Origin of the sequence: Synechococcus sp. W60.3, from assembly GCF_047502615.1 — a bacterium.
In the GTDB taxonomy this organism is placed as follows: Bacteria; Cyanobacteriota; Cyanobacteriia; order Thermostichales; family Thermostichaceae; genus Thermostichus.
In genome coordinates this window covers 1-12,029 of the sequence record NZ_JANSHJ010000044.1, presented here as the reverse complement: position 1 = coordinate 12,029, position 12,029 = coordinate 1, and the positions used below count along the sequence as shown (strand labels likewise).

12 protein-coding genes are annotated in these 12,029 nt (G+C 56.8%); 6 read left to right on the top strand and 6 right to left on the bottom strand.

Going from position 1 to position 12,029, the window contains the following annotated elements; translation table 11 throughout:
• Nucleotides 1–57: 57 nt before the first annotated feature.
• Nucleotides 58–1,245, top strand: coding sequence for a glycosyltransferase family 2 protein (locus NW846_RS11685; protein WP_414347129.1), 1,188 nt, complete (start codon nt 58–60; stop codon nt 1,243–1,245).
• A gap of 9 nt (nt 1,246–1,254) precedes the next feature.
• Here the strand turns inward: NW846_RS11685 and NW846_RS11680 are convergent, their stop codons facing one another.
• On the bottom strand, nt 1,255–2,205 hold the full coding sequence (locus NW846_RS11680; RefSeq protein WP_011429841.1) for a DNA adenine methylase: 951 nt from the start codon (nt 2,203–2,205) through the stop codon (nt 1,255–1,257).
• 73 nt (nt 2,206–2,278) lie between these two features.
• Nucleotides 2,279–2,482 carry a PD-(D/E)XK nuclease superfamily protein gene (locus tag NW846_RS11675; protein WP_346426103.1) on the bottom strand — a complete coding sequence of 68 codons (204 nt, stop codon included), beginning with the start codon at nt 2,480–2,482 and terminating at the stop codon, nt 2,279–2,281.
• A gap of 1,261 nt (nt 2,483–3,743) precedes the next feature.
• On the opposite strand from NW846_RS11675, the gene NW846_RS11670 reads away from it, so the two are divergent.
• From NW846_RS11670 to NW846_RS11660, 3 genes are all read left to right on the top strand, one after another.
• Nucleotides 3,744–4,460: a type 1 glutamine amidotransferase gene (locus NW846_RS11670; RefSeq protein ID WP_240527966.1), complete on the top strand. Its 717-nt coding sequence runs from the start codon at nt 3,744–3,746 to the stop codon at nt 4,458–4,460.
• 76 nt (nt 4,461–4,536) lie between these two features.
• Nucleotides 4,537–5,946 (top strand): UDP-N-acetylmuramoyl-L-alanine--D-glutamate ligase, encoded by a 1,410-nt coding sequence (gene murD, locus NW846_RS11665; protein WP_414347126.1) that lies wholly within the window; start codon nt 4,537–4,539, stop codon nt 5,944–5,946.
• Nucleotides 5,891–7,015, top strand: a complete 1,125-nt coding sequence (locus NW846_RS11660) for an FtsW/RodA/SpoVE family cell cycle protein (protein ID WP_049749724.1) — start codon at nt 5,891–5,893, stop codon at nt 7,013–7,015. The genes murD and NW846_RS11660 overlap by 56 nt, the downstream gene beginning before the upstream one ends.
• Before the next feature lie 14 nt (nt 7,016–7,029).
• Here NW846_RS11660 and NW846_RS11655 read toward each other — a convergent pair whose 3' ends face one another.
• Both NW846_RS11655 and NW846_RS11650 read right to left on the bottom strand, forming a co-directional pair.
• Nucleotides 7,030–7,233: a hypothetical protein gene (locus tag NW846_RS11655; RefSeq protein ID WP_414347123.1), complete on the bottom strand. Its 204-nt coding sequence runs from the start codon at nt 7,231–7,233 to the stop codon at nt 7,030–7,032.
• Between the two features lie 287 nt (nt 7,234–7,520).
• Nucleotides 7,521–8,603, bottom strand: a complete 1,083-nt coding sequence (locus tag NW846_RS11650; RefSeq protein WP_414347121.1) for a dynamin family protein — start codon at nt 8,601–8,603, stop codon at nt 7,521–7,523.
• 333 nt (nt 8,604–8,936) lie between these two features.
• Here NW846_RS11650 and NW846_RS11645 point away from each other — a divergent pair, with 333 nt between their 5' ends.
• A complete protein-coding gene (locus NW846_RS11645; RefSeq protein WP_414347119.1) occupies nt 8,937–9,539 on the top strand; it encodes a Ycf51 family protein in 603 nt (200 codons plus the stop codon).
• On the opposite strand, the gene NW846_RS11640 is transcribed toward NW846_RS11645, so the two are convergent.
• On the bottom strand, nt 9,479–10,348 hold the full coding sequence (locus NW846_RS11640) for an alpha/beta fold hydrolase (protein WP_414347117.1): 870 nt from the start codon (nt 10,346–10,348) through the stop codon (nt 9,479–9,481). The two genes, NW846_RS11645 and NW846_RS11640, sit on opposite strands and share 61 nt — an antisense overlap.
• Before the next feature lie 42 nt (nt 10,349–10,390).
• Nucleotides 10,391–11,056, bottom strand: a complete 666-nt coding sequence (locus NW846_RS11635; RefSeq protein ID WP_414347115.1) for a Crp/Fnr family transcriptional regulator — start codon at nt 11,054–11,056, stop codon at nt 10,391–10,393.
• A 324-nt stretch (nt 11,057–11,380) separates the two neighbouring features.
• On the opposite strand from NW846_RS11635, the gene surE reads away from it, so the two are divergent.
• A partial coding sequence (surE, locus tag NW846_RS11630; RefSeq protein WP_414516096.1) for a 5'/3'-nucleotidase SurE occupies nt 11,381–12,029 on the top strand: 649 nt, incomplete at its 3' end.

Here is a 12,029-nt window from a genome sequence, read left to right as displayed (position 1 = left end):
TTGGTTTGCTAAGTGCTGCTATTGTACCCCTTGAGCCCTTAACAGGCTGTAGCTCTAATGGATACGCACGGGATCCCGGATTGGTTGGGGGATGCGGCTGCCCTGGGTTTGTTGGCCCTGCAGATGCCGATGGCGGCGGTGTTGCTGGCGCGGCTGCTGCCCTCTTTGTGGCGCCCTTCCCCTCTGCCCCCTGGCCAAGCGGGGATCCCCTTCCCGACGGGCCTGGTCAGCGTCTTGCTGCCCACCCTCAACGAGGCCGAGCGCCTGGATCCCTGTCTGGAAGGGCTGCACCAACAGGGAGCGGTTGTGCGCGAAGTTCTGGTGGTGGATAGCCGCTCCCAGGATGGCACCCGCGAAAAAGTGCTGCAAATGGCCGCGCGGGATCCCCGCTTTCGCCTCGTTACCGACGATCCCCTGCCCAGCGGCTGGGTCGGTCGCCCTTGGGCGTTGCACTATGGATTTCTCCAGTCGGATCCCGCCTCTGAGTGGATCTTGGGCATTGATGCCGACACCCGCCCCCAGCCGGGCCTGGTGGAGCGGCTGCTGGAAACTGCCCAGGCCAAAAAGCTGGATCTCATCACCCTGGCGCCGCAGTTTATCCTGCAGCACTGGGGGGAAGGCTGGCTGCAGCCAGCTCTTTTGACAACCCTGATCTACCGCTATGGGGCGGCAGGGGAGACTCCCCACTTGCCGGAGCGGACGATGGCCAATGGGCAGTGTATGTTGGTGCGCCGCTCGGTGCTGGAAGCCATGAACGGCTATACCCTGGCGCGGGCCTCCTTTTGCGACGATGTCACCCTGGTGCGGCAGATCGCGGCAGCCGGCTTTAAAGTAGCTTTTTGCGACGGTCGGCACCTGCTCAAGGTGCGCATGTACACCTCTTTGGCCGAAACTTGGCGGGAGTGGGGCCGATCCCTGGATTTGAAAGACGCCACCCCCAGGGCCCAACTGTGGGGGGATATGGCCCTGCTGGTGCTTACCCAAGGGATCCCACTCTTGGCAGTGGGGGGGCTGGGGATCAAGGCCGGGCTGGGGTTCCCCTTTTCCCTAACAGAGCAAGTGTTGTTGGGGCTCAACCTGGGCTTGCTGGCCCTGCGACTGGGGGTGCTGATGGGCATTCGCGGCTCTTATCAGGATCCCCCCTGGACGTTTTGGGCTTCGCCGCTGGCGGATCCCTTGGCTGTCCTGCGGGTGATCTTGTCAGCCCTCAGCCGCCCCCGCTCTTGGCGCGGGCGCACCTACTAGTCGACTGCCTCAGGATCTCACCTGCCCCGCGAAGCGCAGCGGAGTGACAGCAGGCGCAAGCGAGTGTTGGGTGGCCCTCAAATAAGGCAACCCCTGATCGAGTAAGCCTAGCTGCACCGCTCTTTCAACAGGGTAGTTTGTGATCACTAGCTCCGTGATTTTGCCTCGTTTTGTCCCCTTGCAGTTGATAGCCCGGTTTGCTTGAACTTCATCAATAGCAAAGAAGGGCATAGCGTACAAAGAGCGAATGATTGCGGTGTCAGAATTAGAAAGCATGATGTACACCTTATTCTTGCTTAAGTCAATGCAAATGTCTCGTAATCGCTCTTGATCCTCTAGGCCGAAGCCACTGGCATGATAGGAGGTAAAGTTTGATGTTTGCGAGACAGGAACGTAAGGCGGGTCGAAATACACCCAGTCGCCTGGCTTGGCCCTCTCAACAACCGTATCAAATGGCACGCACAAAATTTCAACATTTTGTAGAGCAAGGGATGCAGCTAAAAGATTGTCCTTGTCTAGATACTTTGGAGCTTTATATCGCCCAAAAGGAACATTGAACTTTCCTTGCCGATTGACGCGATACAAACCATTATAGCCTGTCTTGTTCAGGTAAATCATGCGCGCTGCTCGTCCTACAAGACCCATTGACCAAGGATCTTTCTCTCGAATCTGGTAATAAAAACTTTCATTGTGTGGAAATTCGGAGAGTAGTTGAATAACTTCCCAAACATGATCGCGAATAGCCAGGTAAGTATCTATCAGCTCAGCGTTGATATCGGAAAGGATCGCCTGTTTGATTTTGCATTCTCTATACAGGCGAAAGAAAAGCGCGCCACTCCCAACAAAAGGCTCGTGGTAAGTTCTGAAATAGACCGGCATCCGCTCTAATAGGGCGTCTGTCAGTTGTGTCTTGCCACCGGCCCATTTTAGAAAAGGTCGCGGAAGAAGCAAATCGCTCATGTTACAATCCAAAATACAAACGTAACCAATCTTCTAAATCGCTGAACCAAACCACTTTCTCAGTAGACATCAGTTATCCTTGCATGTTCTTTGAAAACCCTTCGCCGTCAATTACCTCGATCCCTGGAATAGGCCAGTGCTCCATATCTTGAATGGTTGCAGGGATCTTCTCTTCCGCTGTGCCTGACGTCGCCTGAAACTTACACTCCACTCCCAGTCGCTTGCCGCTTTTTTCATCGCTAATGACCACATCAATATACCGCTGTTGCCCCCACAGCCTTCGTGCTGGTCTTCAATCCAAGAGATTGTGCCAGAGCAACAACTCGCTGCTTTAATTCGTCACCACTTTTAGGCGCTGTTCTTTTTCCTGACATAGAGAAAACTCCTCACAGACAATCAGCTTCGTTTGTTTTCACCACCCCTGCGCTCTCCCATCGCCACCCAACTCCCGAAGCTTTGCGGCTAGGCGCTGCTGTTCCTGACGGACTTGGGCGAGGGCTGCTACTGCCGCTCCTGCCCTACTTGTTCAATTCCCCCAGAAGCAAATTCCCGTCGGCAGTCCACCACTGCAAGTAGGTGGCTGTGGTTTCTACTTTTTGTCGGTGCCACACCCTCAAGAACCAGCCGATCTCCGGAGTCCAGTAGCAGTGGTTTTCATCTGCTGTTGCAGAAGCACATAGCAACCTTAATACAGATTAGTGATCGGGGGCAAGATGGATTTAATGCAGGGGCTCGTGGATTTCGTAGACAGCAACCCCGATCTCCGAGAGCTGGGGCAAGCCTTAGCTGTCAAAACAACACTCCAAGGCCATACTCACCCCTAGGTCTGTGACGTGTTGCAAGTGTCATCAAGATTTATCAGCAACCGGAACTTATACTCCCAAACCAAGGAGCTGCTGGACTTGCTCTAGCTTATCGAGGCTCAAAGCCCTATCTCTCTCCCGAATAAAAAGCTGCTGCTATTGCGATGAGCTGAAGGAAAGTTTAGAAGAGGCAGTCCCAGAAGAATGAGGAAGCAGTTGCTCAAAAAAAGAGATACGGCATAAGGCAAAAGAGTAGAAGCTCCTGATGGACAAGGGGGAGCTAACAGTGTTTATGGTAGATGAGCGTCACCCGCTATGAGGTTACCTTTGTGGATAGAGGTGGGGGGTAAAGGAGAACAGATTGCGGCCGATATTAAGAATATCAGGGGGAGGCGAAGTTACTTTGGGGCATTAGATTATGACAAGAGAGAGTTTCTGTTGCAAGTATATAATAAGGCAGATTCTCAAAGCATGAGAGCGTTTATAGAGTACTTAAGACTTGAGAAAAAAGAACAAAGGATAGCGATTTTTTGGGATGGGGCGGACTATCGTTGCTGTAAATAGGTTAGGGCGTATTTAGAAGAAGTGAGCCAGAGGTTAAGAGAAGAGGAGTGGCCAGTCAGGTGCATTCTTTTTGTTCCTTATACAACGGAACAGAATTTTGATTTTCCTATCATGAATATCTTAGGAATGCTACGATCAGCAGGGAAGTTACAGGAGCTATGCTATGCTGGGGTGTTAGTCATCGAAATCAGCATGCGTGTCCATTACTTACAACATGTGCCCTTTGAAGGTCTGGGCTATATAGAGTCCTGGCTCAAAGCCAAGGAATACCCTGTAACGGGCACAAGGTTTTTTGAATCGACGAGATTGCCGAGCCTAGATGAATTTGACATGCTCATCGTCATGGGTGGCCCCATGAGTGCCAATGACGAAAGTGCATTTCCTTGGCTAGGTCAGGAGAAGGAGTTTATCCGCAATGCCATCGAGGCCGGCAAGTCCATTTTGGGCATCTGTCTGGGGGCGCAACTGATTGCCAGCGCAATGGGTAGCCGAGTGTTTCCAAATCGTGTTAAGGAAATAGGCTGGTGGCCGGTACGAGGGGTACAGCCCCCTGATGAGCTAACCTTTCGCTTCCCGCCCTCGATTGAGGTTTTTCACTGGCACGGGGAAACCTTCGAGCTGCCCCCTGGTGCAATTCACCTTGCCAAGAGCGAAGGCTGTGAGAACCAGGCCTTTCAGCTTGGACGCTCAGTGATCGGCCTCCAGTTTCACTTGGAAACCACGCCAGAATTGGTGCAAGGGCTTGTCTCCCACTGCCGCAACGAACTGTTGCCATCTACCTATGTGCAGTCGGAAGCAGAGATCCTCTCAGCCTCCCCTGAGAAGTACCAAGCCATAAACCGTCTAATGGGCGAGGTTCTCTCCTTTCTCTGTCGCTCCGATCCCTAGGCCCCGCGCTGCGCTCTAGAGAGCGGCCAAAGCCGTAAGATGCAGATCTGCAAGCCAAAGTTCCAAGAGGATAGACGTGGGCCATCAGGTTTTGGGACTGGGGATCGCGGGTTGGTCGGCTGCACGGCTGCTGCGGGCCCAGGGAAAAGAGGTGTGGGTCTGGGACGAGCAGGATTCGGAGCTCTTGCGGCAACGGCAGGCGGAGCTGGAACGGGAAGGGATCCCTGTCCACTTGGGCCAGCCTTTTCAACTGCTGCCGGGAGTGAAGCAGGTGGTGGTCAGCCCGGGCATTGCCTGGGATCACCCGCTGCTGCAAGAGGCGCGGCGGCAAGGGATCGAGGTGGTGGGAGAGGCGGAGCTGGCCTGGCCGTTTCTTGAGCACCTGCCTTGGGTGGGGATCACGGGCACCAACGGCAAAAGCACCACCACGGCCCTAGTGGCGGAGATGTTCAAGGCAGCAGGGCTGGAAGGGATCCCTTGCGGCAACATTGGCTTGCCCCTGTCCCAAGTGGCTCTGGAGATCTGGCAAGGGCAGCGTCGACCAGATTGGATCGTGGCAGAGCTGAGCAGCTACCAACTGGAGGCCAGCAGCCGCCTGATGAAGAGCTCCCCCGGGGGCCCACCCCGCATTGGGGTGTGGACAACTTTCACCCCAGATCACCTAGAGCGGCACGGCACGCTGGAGCGCTATGCCAGCTTTAAGGCGCGGCTACTGGAGCGGGCCCAGTGGCGGGTGGTCAACGGTGAGGACCCCTACCTCTTTCGCCGGCGGCGAGACTGGGAAAAGACCTACTGGGTCTCGCTGCAGGATCCGCAAGCGGATGTCTTCCTGCGAGGGAGCACGCTGTACATCCAGGGGGAAGCGGTGGCGGAGCTGGAGGACTTTGCTGAGCGCTGCCCTGGCTCACACAACTTGCAGAACTTGCTCTTGGCAGCAGCGGCTGCTCATCTAGCCGGGATCCCCAACACTGCCATTCAAGGAGCCATCCGCTCTTTTGCCGGCATGCCCCATCGCCTGGAGCGGGTAGCCCAAATCCAGGTGGGATCCACCCCCATCCGCTTTGTCAACGACAGCAAAGCCACCAACTACGAGGCCGGCTGGGTGGCCCTCAACGCCCTCTCCCCGCCCATCATCCTCATTGCCGGTGGAAGGGCCAAACAGGGGGACCCCTCAGCCTGGCTGCGGCTTATTCAGGCTAAGGTGGCCCGCGTGTTGCTCATTGGGGAGGCTGCCCCTGCCCTGGCCCAGGCCCTCCAGGAGATCCGCTATACTGACCTCGAGATCCTGCCAACGCTAGATGTGGCGGTGGAAAGGGCTTTTGTAGCTGCTTGCTCCCTAGCGCAAGCCCTGGACAATCCGGCCCAGCCCATCACCGTCTTGCTCTCGCCTGCTTGTGCCAGCTTTGACCAGTACTCCAGCTTTGAGCACCGTGGCCACCACTTCCGCGCCTGCTGCCAAGCCCTTGTGGGATCCCTGGAATGCTGAAGCCCGCTGGCTGCGCTGGCTGACGCTGGTCTGGTTGGGGATGGGACTAGCGATGCTGTTTTCCGCCTCCTACCCGGTGGCGCAGCAGACTACCGGCGATGGCCTCTATTTCTTTAAGCGCCAGGTGCTCTGGTCAGGGCTGGGGCTGGTCTGCTTCACCATCCTAGTGCGCATCCCCTTGCAGCGCTGGTTCCCCTGGGCGGGGATCCTCTGCCTGCTGGGCATTGGCTTGGTCTGGGCCACCCACGTGCCAGGGCTGGGGGTTTCCCGCCTGGATGCCAGCCGCTGGCTGGATCTAAAGGTGATCCCGATTATTCAGCCTGCGGAATTGCTCAAGCCCCTGTTGGTGCTGCAGGGATCCTGGGTGTTTGGCCGTTGGTTTTACCATCCCCTCTGGTTTCGCGGCGTCTGGGTCGGGCTCTTTGCTTTGGCGCTGCTGGGGATCCTCATCCAGCCCAACTTGGGTACCACCGCCATCTGCGGCCTTACCCTCTGGGTCATGGCCTGGACGGCTGGGCTCCCCCTTTTTACCCTCTTGGCTACCGCGGGACTGGGGATCTTGGCGGCTGGGGTGAGCATTCTCAGCAAAGACTACCAGCGGCGGCGCATCTTAGCCTTTTTGGATCCCTGGGGGAATGCTCAGGGGGACGGCTACCAGTTGGTGCAGAGCCTTTTGGCTATTGGCTCAGGTGGCTGGTGGGGCAAAGGCTATGGTCTTTCCCTACAAAAGCTGTTCTACCTGCCCATCCAGTACACGGACTTCATCTTTGCTGTGTATGCAGAAGAGTTTGGCCTGGTGGGATCCCTTTTCTTCCTGGGGCTATTGAGCGCCTACACCTGGGTCAGCTTGCGGGTTATGCGGCGCTGTCTCGACCTGCCTGCCCGGCTGGTGGTCTGCGGCTGTCTGATGTTTTTGGTAGGGCAGGCACTGCTGAATATCGGCGTGGTCAGCGGCCTACTGCCGACTACAGGGGTGCCCTTGCCCCTGTTTAGCTACGGCGGCAGCTCGATCCTGGCGGGGCTGATCATGGCGGGGCTGTTGGTCCGGGCCGCCCGCGAGGTGGGCTAAGGCCTGTAAGCTTCTCACTCGGCAGCCAGTAGATAAAGACTTGGGGGTTCAGAGGGGATCAATCGGTAGGGATCCGCCTGGTTAAGCTCTCGACAGAGGTGAGCAAAAGACTGGAGACCTTCGAGGCGCTCCGTGAGCTCGCTGAGGATATCCAAGTATTCGGCCAGGGCAGCTTGGGCAAGATACCAAGATTTGTCCAGCTCTTGGAAATAGGTCATCTGGAACTCGACGGAAAGATTCTTTTCTCTGAGAAAGACCTGCTCTGGCGTAAGCCCTCGATCAAATGGGGAAAGACGAGCAATGCGCTGGATGCGTTCGCTAGAGATGCGGCCAGCGAAGCCAGAAGCCTTGTACGTATAGGCCGTCCGGAGCTGAGGCCGATCTGCTGGCAAGAGAGCTGCACACCACCTTTCGCTCAGTTCCCGGAAACGAGGGACCTCGAAGTTTAGGACATCAACAGCATCTTGAAGGTACCCATGTTTAAGCAGAAGCTGGGATTCCGCCGCTAGGGAAACCGCCCAACCCTTGAGAGCAATATCGCTGAGCAATAGGCAGTGGACCTGGCGCTCAACAGGGATCTGATGGGCTTGGTCAGAGAAAAAAATTCGGATATTTCCTGTCCTTCCTCGATGCTGTTCTCGAGGTTAAGTAGCCACGACCTCAGCTCCTTATCACCTCTCGTAGAGGCTTTAATGAAGTTATAGCAGTCTTTAAAAAGAGAGCTGACCATCCACCGCCTGGTACTGGGATCTACATCCGACGCTTCAGAAGAGTTAGCTCCCCAGGCACATTGAGCATAAAAGAGTGCAATAGCAGAAAGAGGAATGATGCAAGGCGGCTCTGGAAGAGCCAGAATCTCCTGAATTTCCTCCCTCAGCTCCTCGATCCTTTGCTCTAGAGGGTTGTCGGTTTGATTCCGCATGTCAACCCTATTGAGCAAGAAGATCATCAAACTAGTTTGACCTCGGAGAAACTCTACAACATCCTTTAGCTCTCTCAAGAGAGCTTCTCGTCTTTGCCAATCTGTCTGAGAGTAATCCAGTACAACAAGGCTAAAACACTTGCTGACATGCTCTTGGATAATCCTGAGGCTTGTTCTATCTTGGATTGAGTTCAGGCCAGGCAGGTCATAAATCTCAACCTGTAAGCCCTCAGGCAGGTTTAACAGAGAAGAAGCCCTGACAGGAAGGAGCGGACACTCAACGTCTATCTGAGGGATAACCACCTTGGCTTCATCTTCCTTCTTCCTCTTCTTCCGCCGCTCTTGGTGGTAGGCCTCCATCGTCAGCTTGAGCCGGCTGTAGATTTCTTCGTCCCTCAGGTCTTCCCACGTGCCGCATTCCCAGGTAGCTCCTTCGGTATTGTGGATAACTAGCCTGCTCCGCTCGCTGTGCCTAATCCGCAGGATCCCGGCACTCATCTCCTGGGCCTCAATAGGCGCGATTTTCCGGCCAATGAGGGCGTTCACAATAGTGGATTTACCCGAAGAGGTGGTGCCAATGGTGGCAATCCGGAAGGAGGGCTTCTGTAGGCGGGCAACAGCCTCTTCGTAGACAACCCGAAAGGCCTGCAGCTTTTCCAGCAGCACAGAGCTGCTAATGACGTCGTGGTATTCGCTGAGGATCCCGGCAGTGAGGTTGCCAAGGGTGAACAGTGACTCTCTTGCGATCCGTAGGGCTACCGAGGGATCGTAGAATCAAGCCTGTGATGCGCTCCTTCAGATAGAGTTGAAGATGACATGCCGACAGCTCTCAAGCCGCTTCGCCGGCATTATAGTCCTTTCGCTAGTACCGTGGTTCGTTTTCTTCGCATTTTTTCAGCGTCCTTCTTGACAGCAATGCTGATTTAGTAGCATAAAGAAATGGATCTAAAATGCACATAGCCGCCGGCAGTTCTGGGGTCAACAAGAGGTAGTTTGCGAATGATGGATGGCTCTTTGCAATCTTTCTTCGCCTCTGCCAGCCAGGTGGGGCTGGGAGTAGCGGTCTTCCTGGCGCTGCTCACTCTGCTGGCCTGGATACGCAACTGGCCTTGGAAGTTTTCGCTAGTGGGCTACACGGCCTTTACGCTGGTTTTGACGGCGGGCTGTTTTGCCCTCAGTTTGGGGCCGATCTTTCGCTCCCGCATCCCCGGAGCTGCTCCCTACACCACGGTTTACGACCAAGGGGCGGAGCGGGCGGTCATCGCCGTCAGTCCGGACATCACCCCCGAACAGCTGATCCTCACGCTCAAGCAGGCGGCTAGCGATCTGGCATCCTCAGGCCGCTTCTCCACCGGTTCGCCGGTGTTTACCCTGCAGGCCCGCACCGTCATCCACCCTGAGCCGGGGGTTTCCAAGCCCTTGCTTTTGGGCACGCTGCAACAGCCGCTGGGAAAACGCCTGCGCACCCCGGAGGAACAGCAGCAGCAGCAAATCCACCTGGAGGAAGAGGCCTTTGCTCGGCTGCGTAGGTTAGCCCAAGTTCAGGAGGCCGCCCCGCCCTCTGAGGGGACTTTGCAAGAGCCTCCCTTGGCCCAATCCTGAGCCCTCAGCCAGCGGCGCAGATCTTGCCCTACTTGCTCAGGGATCTCCCAGGGAAAGAGGTGGGCCACGTTGGGATAGACAATGCAGGTGCACTGGGGGAGAAGGCGAGCCGTGGCTAGGCTGCTGGCAACAGTGATGTGGCAATCCTGCTCCGCAGCCAGAATCAAAACCGGTAGGTGCAGGCGGTGCAGCTCTCCCTCGCGGTTGTAGCCCTGTCGAAGGGCAGCGCGTAGGGCTTGGCGAGCCTGAGGAGAGGTATGCAGGTAAGCCGGCAAAGCTGCCTGGGCCAGGTAGCGATAGGTTCTCGGGGTATGTCTCTGGATTAGGTAGCGGTAGAGAGAGCGGCGGCCAAAGGTGTTGATGTTCCAACTCCAGCCGGGCCAAAGCCAGTTGAGCAGCGAAGCAATGCCGGTGTTGAGCTGATCCCAAAAATCGGTAGGGGGATGGTTGCTGCGGGGACAGGCAGCGCTGGCTACTAGGATCAAGCCTTTGACCCGCTGGGGTAGGCGCAAAGCCAACTCTAGGGCTAGGATCCCGCCCAAAGACCAGCCCAGTAGCAGACACTCCTGCCAGCCCAGGCGATCCAGCAGCTCCTGCAAGTCCTCCAGGTGGGCCGACATCTCAAAGGGATCCCGCACCTGCGAACGCCCGTAGCCGCGCAGATCCGGCGCCACACAGGGGTGCATCCCTGCCACCGCCTCGGCAAAGACTTCCATGCAGTCGGCATTGCCCGGATGGCCGTGGAGCAGCAAGATGGGCAGGGAAGGGATCCCTTCTCCCCAAACACGACAGTGGAGCTGTAGGCCCATCGGCTTACCAGAGCACTTTGAAATTGCACTGAAATCGCAGGGTCAGGCGCTGGCCGCCTTTTTTGGCGTCGGCTGCAGCTTCACCCCGTTGGGGATGCAGATTAAGTTTTGATCCAGCACCTGCACAAACCCCTTCGAGCGCAGGGATCCCAGCAGGCGAGTAACCGTCACGCGGGTGGCACCAATGGCATCCCCGATCTGGGCGTGGGTGAGGGGCCAGGGGAGGTACATCCCCTGCTCACAGGGCTGCCCATACTCGTCGATTAACAAGGTCAAAAAGCCCTTCAGGCGGTCGATGGCCCGACGCTGGCCCAAGTTGCCCAGCCAGAGCAACTTGCGTTGCAGTTGCTGGCGGAAGCTTTCTTGAATTTTCTGGTGCAGATAGGGCCACTGCTCCAAATCCTGCCAGTAAAACCACATCACCGTCGTGCGATCGACATGGGTGCAGGCTTTTAGCTCAAAGCGCTCCGGGTTGCTCAGCTCAAAGGGCACCCCGGGCGTGATAAACCCGACAAAAACCTCCCGCCGCTCCGGCGTTTGGCTGACCAGGCGCACCACGCCCTCTTGGGGGATGTACACCAATCCCGGACGAGTTGGAATGCGCACATCTTTAGGAAACGTACGAGAGCGGTAGTGCTCTTCGGCCCACTGGCGGAGTTCCCGCCATTCCTGAGCCTCTGCTGCCGATGCAATGGAAACTAGGGACATGGGATAGACTTCCTGTCGATTGAGCAACCTCAGGGGCTACATTGGGCTCTTCCCTCCACCAAAGACGCCATTGGCAGCCCCCACAAGAGGAAGAAGACGAGCTTTACCTTAGCTTCATAATGACCCTCAAGATTTACTGAACGACACCGTACCTCTACGGATATTGTCCGTAAGACTACACTCAATGATAACATGCTAGGCTGCGCTTCTCAGGCTTTGTCTTGGCTTCCGGCCGGCTGTAGGCTTGGCAGCAGAGGGCATCATGGAGGCAGCCGAGCTTGGTCGAAGGGAAGGATGGCCAGGGATGGGTGAGGGGTGGCACTGATGAACATTCTCGTCAGCAACGATGACGGCATCCAAGCGGCCGGGGTGCGGTGTTTGGCGGCAGCGCTGGCTCAGATAGGCGGGCACCAGGTAACGGTGGTCTGTCCAGATCGGGAGCGCTCGGCCACGGGCCATGCCCTAACCTTGCACAAACCTCTAAGGCTAGAGCCGGTGCGGGAGGGGTTTCCGCCAGAGGTGCAAGCTTGGGCCTGTTCAGGCACACCTTCGGACTGCGTCAAGCTGGGTTTGGATGGCCTGCTGCAGCATCCTCCCGACTGGGTGATTTCCGGCATCAACCAGGGGGCCAACTTGGGCACCGATGTGCTCTACTCCGGCACTGTCTCAGCGGCCATGGAAGGGCTGCTGGAAGGGATCCCCAGCCTAGCCGTGAGCCTGGCCAGCTTTACCCACCAGGATTTTCAGCCGGCGGCCCAGGTGGTGCTGATGCTGCTAGAGAAGCTGAGCCTGAAGCCTTTAGAGAAGCCGATGCTGTTGAACGTCAATGTCCCCCCGCTAGGGTTGGCTGAAATACGCGGCATGGTCTTGGCCCGCCTGGCCTGGCGCAAGTACACGGATCTCTACGAGAAACGGGTAGATCCCCGCGGCAAGGCCTACTACTGGCTGGCAGGAGAGGTGGTGGAAGAGGAGG